Here is a 15,139-nt window from a genome sequence, read left to right as displayed (position 1 = left end):
GACCCCAATCGAGCATGCTCAATACGCTGCGCAAGATCGTCCAGGAAGTAAACGCCGCCAAGGATCTCAAGGCGGCGCTGTCGATCATTGTGCAGCGCGTCAAGGAAGCCATGGGCAGCCAGGTCTGCTCGGTCTACCTGCTCGACCCGGAAAGCAACCGTTTCGTGCTGATGGCCACCGACGGCCTCAACAAACGCTCCATCGGCAAGGTCAGCATGGCCCCCAGCGAAGGTCTGGTCGGCCTGGTCGGTAGCCGCGAAGAGCCGCTGAACCTCGAAGACGCCGCCAGTCACCCCCGCTACCGCTACTTCGCCGAGACCGGCGAAGAGCGCTACGCCTCCTTCCTCGGTGCACCGATCATCCACCACCGTCGCGTGATGGGCGTTCTGGTCGTGCAGCAGAAGGAGCGCCGCCAGTTCGACGAAGGCGAAGAAGCCTTCCTGGTCACCATGAGTGCGCAGCTCGCCGGCGTTATCGCCCATGCCGAGGCCACTGGCTCGATTCGTGGTCTCGGTCGCCAAGGCAAGGGCGTGCAGGAGGCCAAGTTCGTCGGCGTGCCGGGTGCACCGGGGGCAGCGGTCGGTACCGCTGTCGTGGTGCTGCCCCCGGCTGATCTGAATGTGGTGCCAGACCGTAGCGTGGATGACATCGCTGCAGAACTGGAACTGTTCGACAAGGCGCTCGGCTGGGTACGCGAGGACATGCAGGAGCTGTCCGAGAAGCTCGCCACCCAACTGCGCAAGGAAGAGCGCGCGCTGTTCGACGTCTACCTGATGATGCTCGAAGATGCCGCGCTGGGTAACGAGGTGCGCAAGGTCATCCGCACCGGCCAGTGGGCGCAGGGCGCCTTGCGCCAGGTGGTGCTCGACCACGTCAATCGTTTCGAACTGATGGATGACGCTTACCTGCGCGAGCGTGCCTCTGATGTGCGCGACCTCGGCCGGCGCCTGCTCGCCTACCTGCAGGAAGAACGCAAGACCTCGCTGGTCTACCCGGACAACACCATTCTGGTCAGCGAGGAGCTGTCGCCGGCGATGCTCGGCGAGGTGCCGGAAGGCAAGCTGCTCGGCCTGATTTCGGTGACGGGTTCGGGTAACTCCCATGTCGCCATCTTCGCGCGTGCCATGGGCATTCCTACGGTCATGGGCGTGGTCGATCTGCCGTACTCGAAGATCGATGGCATCAAGCTGATCGTCGATGGCTACCATGGCGAAGTCTTCACCAACCCCAGTGATCTGCTGAGCAAGCAGTACGCCGAGGTGGTCGAGGAGGAGCGCCAGCTCACCGAAGGCCTCGACGCCCTGCGTGCGTTGCCGTGCGAGACCCTCGACGGCCACCGCATGCCGTTGTGGGTCAACACCGGTCTTTTGGCTGACGTGGCTCGCGCTCAGCAGCGTGGCGCCGAGGGCGTTGGCCTGTACCGCACCGAAGTGCCGTTCATGATCAACGAGCGCTTCCCCAGCGAGAAGGAACAGCTCGCCACTTACCGCGAGCAACTGCAGGCCTTCCATCCGTTGCCGGTGACCATGCGCACCCTGGATATCGGTGGCGACAAGTCGCTGTCCTACTTCCCGATCAAGGAAGAGAACCCCTTCCTTGGCTGGCGCGGCATTCGCGTGACCCTGGATCACCCGGAAATCTTCCTGGTCCAGACCCGTGCCATGCTCAAGGCCAGCGAAGGGCTGAACAACCTGCGTATCCTGCTGCCGATGATTTCCGGTACGCAGGAGCTGGAAGAGGCGCTGCACCTGATCCACCGTGCCTGGGGCGAGGTGCGTGACGAAGGCACCGACGTGCCGTTGCCGCCGATCGGCGTGATGATCGAGATCCCAGCAGCGGTTTATCAGACCCGCGAACTGGCACGCCAGGTGGACTTTCTCTCGGTCGGTTCCAACGACCTGACCCAGTACTTGCTGGCGGTCGACCGCAACAACCCGCGCGTGGCCGATCTCTACGACTTCCTCCACCCGGCAGTGCTGCAGGCGTTGCAGAAGGTGGTCAACGACGCGCATCTCGAAGGCAAGCCGGTGAGCATCTGCGGAGAGATGGCGGGTGATCCGGCGGCGGCCGTGTTGCTGCTGGCGATGGGCTTCGACTCGCTGTCGATGAACGCCACCAACCTGCCCAAGGTGAAATGGCTGCTGCGTCAGGTTACCCAGAGCAAGGCCAAGGAACTGCTCGGCCAGGTGCTGACCATGGACAACCCGCACCTGATCTACAGCACCCTGCACCTTGCATTGCGCAACCTGGGCCTCGGCCGGGTGATCAACCCGGCGTCCAATATCCAGGCCTGATTCACCTGTAGGAGCGAGCTCTGCTCGCGAAGCTTTTGCGCCGCCAAGATTCGCGGGCTACCCGCGCAAGGTGACCTCGCCCAACAGGGCACCATGCGGGCCGAAACTGCGCTCGGTGATGTTCCAGGCCCCATCTCTGCCAAGGTTCAGCACCGTGCTGGCGCGGGTGCCATAGGTCTCGCTGGCGATGAAGGCAGTCGCTAGCAGGCGCTCCGTCGCCAGCCCCACGCCGGTGTCTGGCAGCAGGTGATCGGCCGGTTGGTTGCGGTCGGTCAGCAGCGCAAGCAAATCCTCATCTTCGCCATCGATGCTGTCGCTCAGGGCGCTCCTGGTGCGCAGCAGCTTCGGCCAGGGCGTGTCGAGGTTGGCGTTGGACATGCCGTAGATGCCGCTCTCCAGTCGCCGAGGCCGCCCTTCCTGAGAGTTGAAATGCCAGATCTGATGGCGGTCGCCGAGCAGCAGGTTGAAGCCGGCATGCTCGGCAGCGTCGCGCATGATCCTGTCGAGATAGGCCGGTGCCGACTCCTGGCCCAGCAGGTAGTCAACCGTCAACGCGCCGCGTGAACGGGGGCCGGCTTTCTGCCTGGGGTCGCGGATGTTGGTCAGTGCCGCGAAGCGGCCTTGCGCGGTAACGCCGAGCCAGGTGCCGCCGGCCTGCAGGTCGCGGCCGGCGAACACGCCGGGAGCATCCTGCCATTCACCAAGTGCGGCGCTGGGACGCGCGTAGAACTCGTCGCGATTGGCCGCCAGGCGCAGCACCGTTGGTTTTTCGGGCTGCCAGGCGAAGACGATCAGGCACATGCGGATTCCTCCGATAGTGAAGTCTGGCAGGCTAGCGAGCTGAGCCCGGTGCGGCAACCGTTCCGTCGATCCGTATGCCGTTGAGGGGGCATTTCCGCTACCATGCCGCTTTGTTTTTGGGGGTGCCGATGGAACTGCTGCTCTACCTGGTGCTGGGGTCTGCTGCCGGTGTGCTGGCGGGCCTGTTCGGCGTGGGTGGCGGCCTGATCATCGTGCCAGTGCTGGTGTTGAGCTTCACCTCCCAGGGTATGGCGGCGGAGGTACTCACCCATCTGGCCGTGGGCACTTCTCTGGCGACCATCGTTTTTACCTCGATCAATTCGCTGCTCGAACATCATCGCAAGGGCGCGGTACGTTGGCCGCTGTTTCGCTGGCTGACCCTGGGTATCCTGCTCGGTGCGGCGCTAGGGGCGATGACGGCGGCGCTGATCCAGGGGCCGTTGCTGCAGAAGATCATCGGCACCTTCGCCATCGTCGTGGCGGCGCAGTTGTCGCTGGACCTGAAACCCAAGGCCAGCCGCGGTGTCCCAGGCAAGCCGACACTGACGGTAGCCGGCGGGGTGATCGGTTGGGCCTCGGCGATCTTCGGGATTGGCGGTGGCTCGTTGACCGTGCCCTTTCTGGTCTGGCGCAGCGTGCCGATCCAGCAGGCGGTGGCAACCTCGGCAGCTTGTGGTTTGCCGATCGCCATCGCCGGTGCTTTGAGTTTCATGTTCACCGGCTGGGGGAACCCGAATCTGCCGCCATGGAGCGTCGGTTTCGTGTATCTCCCGGCATTGCTGGGAATAGCCACGACCAGCATGTTCTTTGCCCGTTTTGGTGCGCGCCTGGCCCATCGCCTGTCGCCACTGTTGCTCAAGCGTCTGTTCGCCCTGCTGCTGTTCAGCGTGGGCCTGAGTTTTTTCATTTAAGGAGTCCTGGATGCTGCCTTATCCGCAGATCGACCCGGTGGCCATCGCCCTCGGTCCCCTGAAAATCCATTGGTACGGCCTGATGTACTTGGTCGGTATCGGTGGTGCGTGGCTGTTGGCCTCGCGCCGGCTGGAGCGTTTCGACGCGACCTGGACCAAGGACAAGCTGTCCGACCTGGTGTTCTGGGTGGCCATGGGGGTGATTCTCGGCGGGCGCCTGGGCTATGTGTTGTTCTACGATCTGTCTGCGTACATCGCCGATCCGGCGAAGATCCTGCGGGTTTGGGAGGGCGGCATGTCCTTCCACGGCGGCCTGATCGGGGTGATGCTGGCGACCTGGTGGTTCGGCAAGCGCAACGGCAAGAGTTTCTTCGAGCTGATGGACTTCATCGCGCCGCTGGTGCCGATCGGTCTGGGCGCCGGGCGTATCGGCAACTTCATCAATGCCGAATTGTGGGGCAAGGCCACCGACGTGCCCTGGGCGATGATCTTCCCCACCGACCCGCAGCAACTGGCGCGTCATCCGTCGCAGCTGTACCAGTTCGCTCTGGAAGGCGTGGCGCTGTTCACCATCCTCTGGTTCTACTCGCGCAAGCCGCGGCCGACCATGGCCGTGTCCGGCATGTTCGCCGTGTGCTACGGCATCTTCCGCTTCATCGTCGAATTCGTCCGCGTGCCGGACGCCCAGCTCGGCTACCTGGCCTGGGGCTGGCTGACCATGGGCCAGGTGCTCTGCATACCGATGATTCTCGCTGGCCTCGGCCTGATCGCCTATGCCTACAAACGTCAGGCTGCCCAGGGAGTCGCGCCATGAAACAGTACCTCGACCTGATGCGCCACGTGCGTGAGCACGGCACCTTCAAGGAAGACCGCACCGGCACCGGCACCTACAGCGTGTTCGGCTACCAGATGCGCTTCGACCTGGCCGATGGCTTCCCCATCGTCACCACCAAGAAGTGCCACCTGCGCTCGATCATCCACGAGCTGCTGTGGTTCCTGCAGGGTGACACCAACATCAAGTACCTCAAGGACAACGGCGTCAGCATCTGGGACGAGTGGGCCGACGAGAACGGCAACCTTGGCCCGGTGTACGGCTACCAGTGGCGCAGCTGGCCGGCACCCAATGGCGAGTCCATCGACCAGATCGCCAAGCTGATCGAGATGATCAAGAAGAACCCGGACTCGCGCCGCCTGATCGTCTCGGCCTGGAACCCGGCGCTGGTCGAGCAGATGGCGCTGCCGCCGTGCCATGCGCTTTTCCAGTTCTACGTCGCCGACGGCAAGCTCAGCTGCCAGCTGTATCAGCGCTCGGCGGACATCTTCCTCGGCGTGCCCTTCAACATCGCCAGCTATGCACTGCTGACGCTGATGGTGGCGCAGGTCTGCGGTCTGCAGCCGGGTGAGTTCATCTGGACCGGCGGCGATTGCCACCTGTACGCCAACCACATCGAGCAGACCGACCTGCAACTGACCCGCCAGCCGTTGCCGCTGCCGACCATGAAGCTCAACCCTGAAGTGAAGGACCTGCTGGCCTTCAAATTCGAGGACTTCGAGCTGGTCGGTTACGAAGCGCACCCGCATATCAAGGCGCCGGTGGCCGTCTGAGATAGAAGTGAGTGGCGCTCCGCTGTAGGGTGGGCTTTAGCCCACCGATTCACCATGCCGTCGGCCCCTTCACCGACACATACCAGGCAAAGGATTGCCCATGTCGACCTATCGCCGCGAACGGATTTCCGGTGCTACCTACTTCTTCACGGTCACTCTCGCTGATCGTCGATCCTGTTTGCTGATGGACGAAATTGCGCTGTTGCGTCAGGTCTACGTCGAGGCGAGCAAACGTATGCCTTTCAAGACCATTGCCATCTGCGTCTTGCCCGATCACCTGCATGCAGTATGGGAGCTGCCTGAGGATGATCACGACTATTCCCGGCGTTGGGCATTGATCAAAAGCCAGTTTTCTCGGGCGCTATCCACCATGGCTACCGTCAGCGCCAGCAAAGTTAGAAAGCGTGAGAAAGGCATCTGGCAGAGGCGCTTCTGGGAGCACCGCATCCGTGATGAGAGTGACCTTGCACGGCATGTCGATTACATCCATTTCAACCCGGTAAAACACGGCCTGGTGAGTCAGGTTGGCGATTGGCCTTATTCAAGCTTCCACCGTTATGCCGCGCGCGGACTCCTGCCGGTAGATTGGGGTGGGCAGGATGATGGTGATGGAGAGTTTGGGGAGTAGTTGTGGCGGGTTCGATCAAGGGCGGTTGATGGAGGGCGGGCGTTGGTGGGCTGAAGCCCACCCTACGGGGTGTAGGGCCGGGGTATGTAGGGTGGGCTTTAGCCCACCGGTTGCACGGAGAAGTCGCTGCTCAGGCGCTCTATCTGCTCGGTGCGCTCGGCTTCTTCCAGGCGTGCGCCTGGATTCAGTGACGACCATTGCGGGTGAGCGCGTGCCACGTTCAGCGGGGCGGGTAGCTTGCCCTTGCGCCACAGGGTTTCCTGCGGCGCGTTGAGGGTGATGGCGTCCATCGCGGCGTGGCCGCGTACGTCCAGGGCGGCCAGCAATTGCTGCTGGCGTAGGGCGAGCAGGCGCAGCACGGCGTCGTCGACGGTCAGCTCGCGCTGGCCCTTCAGTTTTCCCTTCAGTCGTTCTCCGTAGTTGCGCAGGGTCTGCGCACTGCCGCCGATCACTGCGCCCAGCGCAGCGGCGGCGCCCAGGGTGATGCCGCCGACCAGCAGGTCGACGCCGACACCGGTAGCAGCACCAGCCGCCATGCCGCCGCCGACCTTGATGCCGAGTTGCTTGAGCGTTTCCGGGTTGAACAGGTCGTCGCCCCAGCGCCCATCGAGCAGTGGCAGATCGGCCGCTTTGGCATCGCCGCTGCGGAAGGCGTACAGGCGCAGCAGGGCGTCGACACAGCGCTGCTCGCGCTGGCGAATGGCCGTGCGCAGCTCGGTGATGGCGCCCTGTTCCAGCACCGGCTGGGCGGCGACGCTGCGGCGGCAGGCGGCGCAGTCGATCAGCAATTCGGCGATCAGCCGATTGCCGGCCTGGCGCCGGACCTGGCGCTGGGCTTCGTGATCCTCGATCAGTCGTTGCAGTTGCGGGCGCGAACGCTCCAGCAGCAGGGCCAGGCTTTCGTACAGACGACGTTCGCCATCCGCAGGCGGCGCCACGCTGTCGAAGGCCACCAGGGCATGCAGACCGAGGCGGGCCAGTGCTTCGCGCCACTCCGTTTCGCGATGGTTGGCGCTGGCGACGAAGTTGAGCACGGGCAGCAGCGGTCGGCCGCACATGGTGAGCACCGCGAGTTCATCGCGGTACTTGGCCAGCACCGGCTCGCGTACGTCGATCACATAGAGGCCGGCGTCTGAGGCCAGTAGTTGACGCAGCACCTTGGCTTCCTGTTCGTAGCGCTGGCGCGCTTCGCTGCCTTCGAGAAAACGGCTCAGGCGGGCCGGGCCGTCCAGGCGCTCGCCGGGGCGGTCGAGGCGCTCCAGGTAATCGAGCAGGGCGATGGCGTCTTCGAGGCCGGGGGTGTCGTACAGCTCCAGCAGCGCCTGGCCATCCACCGACAGGCGTGCGCCTTCGACATGGCGCGTGGTGCTGGCGCGGGGCGAGACTTCGCCGAAGTCGATGTCGCGAGTCAGAGTGCGCAGCAGCGAGGTCTTGCCGACATTGGTGTGGCCGACCAGGGCGAGTTTCAGTGGTGGGCTCATGGCGTGGGCTCGTTCGAATAATCCGGAGGCAGTAGATCGCGTACGGATGTAGGCCCGTGTGCCTGCGGCTCTCTAGTCATGCCCCGTCTCCAGCCAGTTCAAGGGCGCGGTATCGCCATGCTGCAGCCCCAGGCTGGTGATTGCCTGGTGCCAGTCCGTCAGGCGGGCGCTGTCCAGGCTCTCGCCGGGCGTCGGCGGCAGCAGCCAGATGCGTGTGGCAGAGGCCGAGCGCGCCAGTTCGCCGAGCAGCGCCAGGGTGCCGCGATCCGGCGAACGACGGGGGTCGCAGGCGATGGCCAGGCGTTCGGGCGGGAAGCGGGTCAGTTGTTCGAGCAACTGGCGGCGTTGTTCGCGGCTGTCGATCACCCCGGCATCGGCCACGCCTTTGGGCACAGGCGCCGGCGGCCAAGGGCGGAGCTCGTCCAGTTCGATGCCAAGCAGCAGCGCGCCGCTGCCAGGTTGTGTGCTGGCGCCGCCTTGCGGTTGGTGCAGGGCGGTGGGGGCCAGGTCGCAGATGCCGAGACGTTCGCTGTCCGGCTGCAAGCGCTGGCGCAGCAGGCCGTAGCCGGGCAGTTCGAGATCCAGACGCAGCGCGCCTTTGCCGGATTGCCAGCGCCACAGGCACAGCAGCATCAGCAGCAGGCGTGGCAGCAGGCCGTAGACCAGCACCACGCCGACCAGCCAGCCGGCCCAGCTCTGCCGGGCCGCTTCGCTGGCGATGGCGGCATCGCCGCTGGCGCGAATGACGTCGATGTCCGGCAGGCTGAAGCCGAGCAGCGCGGGCAGGGCGCCGATGGCTTGGGTCAGGGCGATAAAGGTGTCGCCAGCGAGAATGGTGGTTTCCCAGACGAAACCGTAGCGGCGCGTGGCGAGCAGCAACAACAGGGTGATCAGTGTCGTGAGCATGGCCAATGTCCACAGGCCGTTGACCATCAGACCCAGGCCCCAGCGGGTCAGGCGTTGGCGTTGCAGCATCAGCAGCAGGGCCGGGGCCAGTTGCGCGGCGCTGGCGTCGCGCGCCAGTTTTTCACTGAGCCACAGCCACAAGCGACCGAGTGCGCCAGGGTGGTCTCGGGTCAGCAGCAGGCCCAGCAGCCAGCCAAGCAGCATCAGCAGGTTGAGCCCAAGCAGGCTGCCCAGGGCCCAGAACACGTTGACTGGTTGGCGCCCGTCGCCCAGCGCCGCCAGGGCCAGGCCAAAGCCGCTGAGCAGGGCCAACAGCGCCAGCAGCAGGCCGGCCAGGCGTGCGCCCTGCAGCCAGTGCAGCAACGCCTGCCACTGACCATCACGGCGGGCCAGGTGCAGAGCTCGATGCTGGATGCGCTCGGCCAGGTCAACCTGCTCGGCACGGGCCAGGCGATTGGCTTCGCTGTCTTCGAGCGGGCCGGCATGCTCCTCGCGCAGGCGAATGGTTTCGCTGAGCCAGAGGCGTTGCAAGGGCGTAGGGGAGGAGGCGTCTATCACGCAGCGTCTCGTCATTCGGATCAGGGGTTGAGAATAACCCCTGATCCGCCCCGGTGCGAATCAGCGCTGTTGGCGCAAGCGCACGGCGATGTCTGGCTGGTCGATGAACAGGCCGTCGATGCCGGTGGCGAGGAAGGCGCGCAGCTCGGCGTCGATATCACCACGTTCGACCGGGTCACTGCCCGTACGCAGGCTGCTGGGCAGGAAGGCGTTTTCCGCGCGGAAGGTATAGGGGTGCACTTTGAGTCCAGCGGCATGGGCGTCAGCTACCAGGCTGGTCGGCGCGCTCAGGTTGCCGGCGGCGTCACGCGGGATGACCATGCCTTTTTCCGGGCCGATGCCGGCGGCGTAGCTTGCGATGTTCTGCAGGCCTTCTGGGGTGATCATCTGCTGGTAGCCAAGGCCACTGCCCCGCACCTGTTGATCGTAGGGTTGGCCTTCTATCCACAGCAGCTGTACCAGGCGGAGCGGCGTCAGCGTGCTCAGCGTCTTGAGGTTTTCCACTTCGAAGGACTGGATGAAAACGGGCGCTTCGGCACTGTCGTAACCGTTGCGTTCGAGCACCGCCAGCAACGGTTTTTCCATGGCCAGGTCGCGTTGCTGGAAGTGAGTGGGGTGCTTGGTTTCCGGGTACAAACCCAGGGTTCGTTGCTGAAGGGCTTCCAGGCGTTTCACCAGATCGATGATCTCCTGCAGCGTGGGAATCTCGAATTGGCCATCGAAGCGGGTATTGCCCGGCCGCTGCTGCGGGATGCGCTCGATGGCGCGCAGGGTTTTCAGCTCGGCAAGGGTGAAATCCTCGCTGAACCAGCCTTCCAGGCTGCGCCCGTCGACGCTCTGGGTGCGCTTGCGGGCGGCGAACTCGGGGTGTTGCGCCACGTCGGTGGTCAGCCCCAGTTCGTTGTCGTGGCGGGCGACCAACTGGCCGTCGCGGGTCATCACCAGGTCGGGCTCGATGTAGTCGGCCCCCTGCAGCGCCGCCAGCGCGTAGGCGGCGAGGGTATGTTCGGGCACGTAGCCGCTGGCACCGCGATGGGCGATCACCAGCGGCGCCTTCGTCTGCCGGGGCTGGGGCTGCTTGGCACTGGGTTGCTGTTGGGCCCATTCGATGGCGGCCTGGACCTTATCGACCGGGGGCGGGCTGGCGAAGGCCTGCAGGGGCAGCAGTGCGATGCCCAGCAACCAGGCAGGGAATGATTTCGACATGGCGCATGTTCCTTGCTCGTAGAGTCAGCCGTTAGCCTGCTACGGCAAAGGTGACGATTCGACGACAGTGTTGCCAATGGGCGCGTCCGACACAGCCAACGGTGGGCTGCGAGGCAGCCGAGGGCTCTGCTATGCTCGCCGTCATGAACAAGACTCTACCTCTTTCCCTGATCGCCGCGCTCGCGCACAACCGCGTGATTGGCCGCGACAACCAACTGCCCTGGCACCTGCCGGCGGACCTCAAGCATTTCAAGGCGCTGACCCTGGGCAAGCCGATCATCATGGGGCGCAAGACCTGGGATTCGCTCGGTCGGCCGTTGCCGGGCAGGCTCAATATCGTGGTCAGCCGCCAGGCCGATCTGAGTTTGGAAGGTGCTGAGGTGTTTGCGACGCTGGAAGAAGCCATCGAGCGAGCCGACGCCTGGGCGCGTGAAGAGGATGCCGAGGAACTGATGCTGATCGGCGGCGCGCAGCTCTATGAGCTGGGCCTGGCCCAGGCCGATCGCCTGTACCTGACGCGTGTCGGCCTCGACCCCGATGGCGATGCCTTCTTCCCCGAGGTCGACGAGGCTACCTGGCGCATGACCTCCAGCGTCGAGCACCCGGCTTCGGCCGAAACACCGTTTTACGCCTTCGAAGTGTGGGAGCGCCGCGGCGCATAATCCTGCCGAGCGTTCCGGTCGTCTTTGCCGCCAGATTCCTCTGCGCGGCGTGACGGTCACTGCCTAGCCGCTGCCGTAACGTCTTTCGTGCATCCTGATGCAGGTTCTTTCATGACTGAGCAATCGCCCGTCGACGAGCGCCCGAGCGCTGTCGCTGCACTCTTCGTGCGCCACCCACTCTGGGAAGATGCGCTGGCTCTGCTGTTCGGCACCGCGCTGGTGGCGCTGGGCATTGCCTTCTACACGCATGCCGGCCTGCTCACCGGTGGCACCGTCGGTATCGCCTTTCTCGCCAACTATCAGGCCGGCTGGTCATTCGGGTTGGTGTTCTGCCTGGTCAACCTGCCGTTCTACCTGCTCGGTATCTGGCGGATGGGCTGGGGCTTCACTCTGCGCACGGGCTGCGCGGTGTTGCTGGTTTCGCTACTGGCTGAGCTGACGCCGCAGTGGGTCGCCTTCGCCCATCTCAGCGCTGTGTATGCCGCGCTGTTCGGCGGCGCTGCGATGGGGCTGGGTTTGCTCATGCTGTTCCGCCATCGCGCCAGCCTGGGTGGGGTGAACATTCTCGCGCTGTACATGCAGGCACGCTTCGGCCTGCGTGCTGGCGCCGTGCAGATGGCCATCGATGCGAGCATCGTGCTGGCGGCCGTCTTCGTGGTGTCGCCAGACAAGGTGCTGCTCTCGGTGCTGGGAGCGGTGATGCTCAATCTGGTGCTGGCGATCAATCACCGGGCGGATCGCTACGTCGGCGTCAGTTGAACGCAGCAACGAACGAGGGGCTGCCTCACTGGAGGCAGCCCCTCGTCGGTTTTCGCGAAGGCGAAAGTCAGATCACTTCGGTGAACTGGATGATCTCGACCCAATAGCCGTCCGGGTCCTTGATGAAGGCGATGTCGCGCATGCGGCCGTCGCTCAGGCGCTTCTGGAAGTCGACGCCGAGGTCTTCGAAGCGCTGGCAGGCCGTCTTGATATCCGGCACCGACACACACAGATGACCGAAACCGCGCGGGTCGCTGTTGCCGCTGTGGTAGGAAAATTCCGGGTCTTTCTCGGTGCCGTAGTTGTAGGTCAGCTCCAGCACGCCGGGGATGGATTTGCGCCACTGGTGGCGGGCGGCCGGGTCAGCTGGGATCTGCGACTTGTCATTGATCAGGGCGAGGAAGTACAGGCTGAATTCGGCGTCGGGGAAGTCCTTCTTCTCCAGCAGGGTGAAGCCCAGCACGCGGGTGTAGAAGTCCAGGGATTTTTGCAGATCCTTCACGCGGATCATGGTGTGGTTGTAGACGAAGTCGGCGGTGGCGACGTCAGGCTTGGCGGTCACGCCGGCAATGGCGTTGAGCTCGTCGAGGGTCATGGGGAGTCTCCATCAGGTAGGGAATGGGGTCGGCGCTGAAAGGCCGTATCTGCCTAGATGGCTTCGCCCATGGCGTTTTTCAAGGTCGAATGTCACAGCAGGGTGGATTGGGCTCTTTCATCTGCCTTGCTGGCGTGGTGTCTTGATTGGTGGGCTGAAGCCCACCCTTCAGCCATGCCCGATCGAGTCGGGTGGGCCGGGCGGCGATCCGCTTCAGCCCACCAATTCCAGCACCCGCATCAGACCTCCAGCGTAATCAGTTCGAACTGCACCGCGTCATCCTTGATATGCAGAATGCCCACGCCGATGGGCAGCTTGAAACGTCGCGGCCCGGCGCTGCCAGGGTTGAGGTAGAGCACGCCGTCGCGCAGCTCATGCAGCGGCTTGTGCGAATGGCCGGTGATCACCACGTCTATGCCCTGCGCTGCCGGGTCGATATCCAGCTGCTTGAGATCGTGCAGGACATGCAGGGTGATGTCGTCGAAGCGCAGCGTCAGGCGTTCGGGAATGGCGTCGGTCCAGCTGTCCTGATCGTTGTTGCCGCGTACCACCGAGAGCGGCGCGATGCGCTGCAGTTCGGCCAGGATGTGCGGCCCGCCGATATCACCGGCATGGATCAGATGATCGACGCCCAGCAACGCTGCCAGCGCCTCCGGGCGCAGCAGGTTGTGAGTGTCGGCGATCAGGCCGATGCGCATGATGGGCTCCTGAGCATGGATGTAGGAGCCAGCTTGCTGGCGATCAGCGTCAGATGCAAAACCTTCCGACAACAAAAAGCCCGGCAAACCAGGCCGGGCTTTTCTCTGTAGCAGGCGGACGAATCAACCGTCCAGCATTGCCTTGTTACGCACCGCGCCCTTGTCGGCGCTGGTGGCGAGCAGGGCGTAGGCCTTGAGTGCGGTGGTCACCTTGCGGGTGCGCGGTGCGGCCGGCTTCCAGCCTTTCTTGTCTTGCTCGGCGCGGCGGGTGGCCAGCTCTTCATCGCTCACCAGCAGGTTGATGCTGCGGTTAGGGATGTCGATCAGTACCTTGTCGCCGTCTTGTACCAGGCCGATGGCGCCGCCTGCGGCAGCTTCCGGCGAAGCATGGCCGATGGACAGGCCGCTGGTGCCGCCGGAGAAACGACCGTCGGTGAGCAGGGCGCAAGCCTTGCCCAGGCCCTTGGACTTCAGGTAGCTGGTCGGATAGAGCATTTCCTGCATGCCCGGGCCGCCTTTCGGGCCTTCGTAGCGAATGATGACGATGTCACCTTCCTTCACTTCGTCGGCGAGGATGCCCTTGACCGCACTGTCCTGGCTCTCGAAGACCTTGGCGTTGCCTTCGAAGACGTGGATGGATTCGTCGACGCCAGCGGTTTTCACCACGCAGCCATCCAGGGCGATATTGCCGTAGAGCACGGCCAGGCCGCCTTCCTGCGAGTAGGCGTGCTCGACGCTGCGGATGCAGCCTTCGGCGCGGTCGTCGTCCAGGCTCGGCCAGCGGGTGCTCTGGCTGAACGCGGTCTGGGTCGGGATACCGGCAGGGCCTGCCTTGAAGAAGTGATGAACCGCCTCGTCCTGGGTCTGAGTGATGTCCCACTGGGAGATGGCTTCGGCCATGTTCGGGCTGTGCACGGTGTGTGCATCAGTGTGCAGCAGGCCGCCACGGGCCAGCTCGCCGAGAATGGAGAAGATACCGCCGGCGCGGTGCACGTCTTCCATGTGGTATTTCTGGATGTTTGGTGCGACTTTGCACAGCTGCGGCACCTTGCGCGACAGACGATCGATGTCGCGCAGGTCGAAGGCGATCTCCGCTTCCTGGGCTGCAGCCAGCAAATGCAGGATGGTGTTGGTCGAGCCACCCATGGCGATGTCCAGGGTCATGGCGTTTTCGAACGCCTTGAAGTTGGCGACGTTACGCGGCAGCACCGACTCGTCGCCTTCACCGTAGAAGCGTTGGCAGAGTTCGACGGCCAGGCGGCCAGCACGCAGGAACAGTTGTTCACGGTCGCTGTGGGTGGCCAGGGTCGAACCGTTGCCTGGCAGCGCCAGGCCCAGGGCTTCGACCAGGCAGTTCATCGAGTTGGCGGTGAACATGCCGGAGCACGAACCACAGGTCGGGCAGGCGCTGCGCTCGTACTCGGCGACCTTCTCGTCGGATGCAGTCGAGTCGGCGGCGATGACCATCGCATCGACCAGATCGAGGCCGTGGTTGGCCAGCTTGGTCTTGCCGGCTTCCATCGGGCCGCCGGAAACGAACACCACCGGGATGTTCAGGCGCAGGGCGGCCATCAGCATGCCGGGGGTGATCTTGTCGCAGTTGGAGATGCACACGATGGCGTCGGCGCAGTGGGCGTTGACCATGTACTCGACGGAGTCGGCGATGATCTCGCGGCTCGGCAGCGAATAGAGCATGCCGTCGTGGCCCATGGCGATGCCGTCGTCCACAGCGATGGTGTTGAACTCCTTGGCTACGCCGCCGGCCTTCTCGATCTCGCGGGCGACCAGTTGGCCCATGTCCTTGAGGTGTACGTGGCCGGGCACGAACTGGGTGAAGGAGTTGGCGACGGCGATGATCGGTTTCTTGAAGTCTTCGTCCTTCATCCCGGTGGCGCGCCACAGGGCGCGGGCGCCGGCCATGTTGCGGCCCTGGGTGGAGGTCTTCGAGCGGTAATCGGGCATGACGATATTCCTGCGACTAATTCGGTTGTGTGTGCGGTGAGCGTCATCGAGCGGCAGATCGCCACAGTGTCAG

Annotated in this window: 14 protein-coding genes; 7 read left to right on the top strand and 7 right to left on the bottom strand. The window is 64.3% G+C overall.

Going from position 1 to position 15,139, the window contains the following annotated elements; all coding sequences use genetic code 11:
- Nucleotides 1–14 precede the first annotated feature (14 nt).
- Entirely contained in the window at nucleotides 15–2,294 is a 2,280-nt protein-coding gene (ptsP, locus tag BM059_RS14310; RefSeq protein WP_037001232.1) for a phosphoenolpyruvate--protein phosphotransferase, read from the top strand.
- 57 nt (nucleotides 2,295–2,351) lie between these two features.
- Here ptsP and BM059_RS14305 read toward each other — a convergent pair whose 3' ends face one another.
- Nucleotides 2,352–3,095: an NRDE family protein gene (locus BM059_RS14305; protein ID WP_074939458.1), complete on the bottom strand. Its 744-nt coding sequence runs from the start codon at nucleotides 3,093–3,095 to the stop codon at nucleotides 2,352–2,354.
- Between the two features lie 128 nt (nucleotides 3,096–3,223).
- Between BM059_RS14305 and BM059_RS14300 the strand changes: the two genes are divergently transcribed.
- The 4 genes from BM059_RS14300 (at nucleotide 3,224) to BM059_RS14285 (ending at nucleotide 6,239) form a co-directional block, all read left to right on the top strand.
- Nucleotides 3,224–4,006, top strand: a complete 783-nt coding sequence (locus tag BM059_RS14300) for a sulfite exporter TauE/SafE family protein (protein WP_074939456.1) — start codon at nucleotides 3,224–3,226, stop codon at nucleotides 4,004–4,006.
- Nucleotides 4,007–4,016: 10 nt separating this feature from the next.
- Nucleotides 4,017–4,820 carry a prolipoprotein diacylglyceryl transferase gene (gene lgt, locus BM059_RS14295; protein ID WP_074939455.1) on the top strand — a complete coding sequence of 268 codons (804 nt, stop codon included), beginning with the start codon at nucleotides 4,017–4,019 and terminating at the stop codon, nucleotides 4,818–4,820.
- Nucleotides 4,817–5,611, top strand: a complete 795-nt coding sequence (locus tag BM059_RS14290; protein WP_037001239.1) for a thymidylate synthase — start codon at nucleotides 4,817–4,819, stop codon at nucleotides 5,609–5,611. Before lgt ends, BM059_RS14290 begins: the two co-directional genes overlap by 4 nt.
- Nucleotides 5,612–5,711: 100 nt before the next feature.
- Nucleotides 5,712–6,239, top strand: a complete 528-nt coding sequence (locus BM059_RS14285; protein WP_074939453.1) for an REP-associated tyrosine transposase — start codon at nucleotides 5,712–5,714, stop codon at nucleotides 6,237–6,239.
- Between the two features lie 98 nt (nucleotides 6,240–6,337).
- Here the strand turns inward: BM059_RS14285 and BM059_RS14280 are convergent, their stop codons facing one another.
- The 3 genes from BM059_RS14280 to BM059_RS14270 form a co-directional block, all read right to left on the bottom strand.
- Nucleotides 6,338–7,720, bottom strand: a complete 1,383-nt coding sequence (locus BM059_RS14280) for a GTPase/DUF3482 domain-containing protein (RefSeq protein WP_074939452.1) — start codon at nucleotides 7,718–7,720, stop codon at nucleotides 6,338–6,340.
- 72 nt (nucleotides 7,721–7,792) lie between these two features.
- Complete coding sequence (locus BM059_RS14275; RefSeq protein WP_074939450.1) at nucleotides 7,793–9,199, bottom strand: DUF2868 domain-containing protein; 1,407 nt, start codon at nucleotides 9,197–9,199, stop codon at nucleotides 7,793–7,795.
- Between the two features lie 45 nt (nucleotides 9,200–9,244).
- Nucleotides 9,245–10,390 carry a glycerophosphodiester phosphodiesterase gene (locus BM059_RS14270; RefSeq protein ID WP_074939448.1) on the bottom strand — a complete coding sequence of 382 codons (1,146 nt, stop codon included), beginning with the start codon at nucleotides 10,388–10,390 and terminating at the stop codon, nucleotides 9,245–9,247.
- A 131-nt stretch (nucleotides 10,391–10,521) separates the two neighbouring features.
- Between BM059_RS14270 and BM059_RS14265 the strand changes: the two genes are divergently transcribed.
- On the top strand, nucleotides 10,522–11,052 hold the full coding sequence (locus tag BM059_RS14265; protein WP_037001249.1) for a dihydrofolate reductase: 531 nt from the start codon (nucleotides 10,522–10,524) through the stop codon (nucleotides 11,050–11,052).
- A gap of 111 nt (nucleotides 11,053–11,163) precedes the next feature.
- Nucleotides 11,164–11,811 carry a YitT family protein gene (locus tag BM059_RS14260; RefSeq protein WP_037001251.1) on the top strand — a complete coding sequence of 216 codons (648 nt, stop codon included), beginning with the start codon at nucleotides 11,164–11,166 and terminating at the stop codon, nucleotides 11,809–11,811.
- 67 nt (nucleotides 11,812–11,878) lie between these two features.
- On the opposite strand, the gene gloA is transcribed toward BM059_RS14260, so the two are convergent.
- The 3 genes from gloA to ilvD all read right to left on the bottom strand — a co-directional run bounded on the left by gloA (nucleotide 11,879) and on the right by ilvD (nucleotide 15,066).
- Nucleotides 11,879–12,406, bottom strand: coding sequence for a lactoylglutathione lyase (gloA, locus tag BM059_RS14255; protein WP_037001253.1), 528 nt, complete (start codon nucleotides 12,404–12,406; stop codon nucleotides 11,879–11,881).
- 239 nt (nucleotides 12,407–12,645) lie between these two features.
- On the bottom strand, nucleotides 12,646–13,104 hold the full coding sequence (locus BM059_RS14250) for a metallophosphoesterase family protein (RefSeq protein ID WP_074939446.1): 459 nt from the start codon (nucleotides 13,102–13,104) through the stop codon (nucleotides 12,646–12,648).
- Between the two features lie 123 nt (nucleotides 13,105–13,227).
- Nucleotides 13,228–15,066, bottom strand: a complete 1,839-nt coding sequence (gene ilvD / locus BM059_RS14245) for a dihydroxy-acid dehydratase (RefSeq protein WP_074939444.1) — start codon at nucleotides 15,064–15,066, stop codon at nucleotides 13,228–13,230.
- Nucleotides 15,067–15,139 lie beyond the last annotated feature (73 nt).

It is taken from the genome of Ectopseudomonas composti (assembly GCF_900115475.1).
GTDB lineage: Bacteria > Pseudomonadota > Gammaproteobacteria > Pseudomonadales > Pseudomonadaceae > Aquipseudomonas > Aquipseudomonas composti.
The sequence above is the reverse complement of the archived record's forward strand: the minus strand, read 5'-3'. Positions and strand labels throughout refer to the sequence as shown.

What these genes read in the sequence shown, in the direction of transcription:
- ptsP (WP_037001232.1), top strand. Translation starts at nt 15, where the DNA reads ATGCTCAATACGCTGCGCAAGATCGTCCAGGAAGTAAACGCCGCCAAG.
- BM059_RS14305 (WP_074939458.1), bottom strand. Translation starts at nt 3,095, where the DNA reads ATGTGCCTGATCGTCTTCGCCTGGCAGCCCGAAAAACCAACGGTGCTG.
- BM059_RS14300 (WP_074939456.1), top strand. Translation starts at nt 3,224, where the DNA reads ATGGAACTGCTGCTCTACCTGGTGCTGGGGTCTGCTGCCGGTGTGCTG.
- lgt (WP_074939455.1), top strand. Translation starts at nt 4,017, where the DNA reads ATGCTGCCTTATCCGCAGATCGACCCGGTGGCCATCGCCCTCGGTCCC.
- BM059_RS14290 (WP_037001239.1), top strand. Translation starts at nt 4,817, where the DNA reads ATGAAACAGTACCTCGACCTGATGCGCCACGTGCGTGAGCACGGCACC.
- BM059_RS14285 (WP_074939453.1), top strand. Translation starts at nt 5,712, where the DNA reads ATGTCGACCTATCGCCGCGAACGGATTTCCGGTGCTACCTACTTCTTC.
- BM059_RS14280 (WP_074939452.1), bottom strand. Translation starts at nt 7,720, where the DNA reads ATGAGCCCACCACTGAAACTCGCCCTGGTCGGCCACACCAATGTCGGC.
- BM059_RS14275 (WP_074939450.1), bottom strand. Translation starts at nt 9,199, where the DNA reads ATGACGAGACGCTGCGTGATAGACGCCTCCTCCCCTACGCCCTTGCAA.
- BM059_RS14270 (WP_074939448.1), bottom strand. Translation starts at nt 10,390, where the DNA reads ATGTCGAAATCATTCCCTGCCTGGTTGCTGGGCATCGCACTGCTGCCC.
- BM059_RS14265 (WP_037001249.1), top strand. Translation starts at nt 10,522, where the DNA reads ATGCTCGCCGTCATGAACAAGACTCTACCTCTTTCCCTGATCGCCGCG.
- BM059_RS14260 (WP_037001251.1), top strand. Translation starts at nt 11,164, where the DNA reads ATGACTGAGCAATCGCCCGTCGACGAGCGCCCGAGCGCTGTCGCTGCA.
- gloA (WP_037001253.1), bottom strand. Translation starts at nt 12,406, where the DNA reads ATGACCCTCGACGAGCTCAACGCCATTGCCGGCGTGACCGCCAAGCCT.
- BM059_RS14250 (WP_074939446.1), bottom strand. Translation starts at nt 13,104, where the DNA reads ATGCGCATCGGCCTGATCGCCGACACTCACAACCTGCTGCGCCCGGAG.
- ilvD (WP_074939444.1), bottom strand. Translation starts at nt 15,066, where the DNA reads ATGCCCGATTACCGCTCGAAGACCTCCACCCAGGGCCGCAACATGGCC.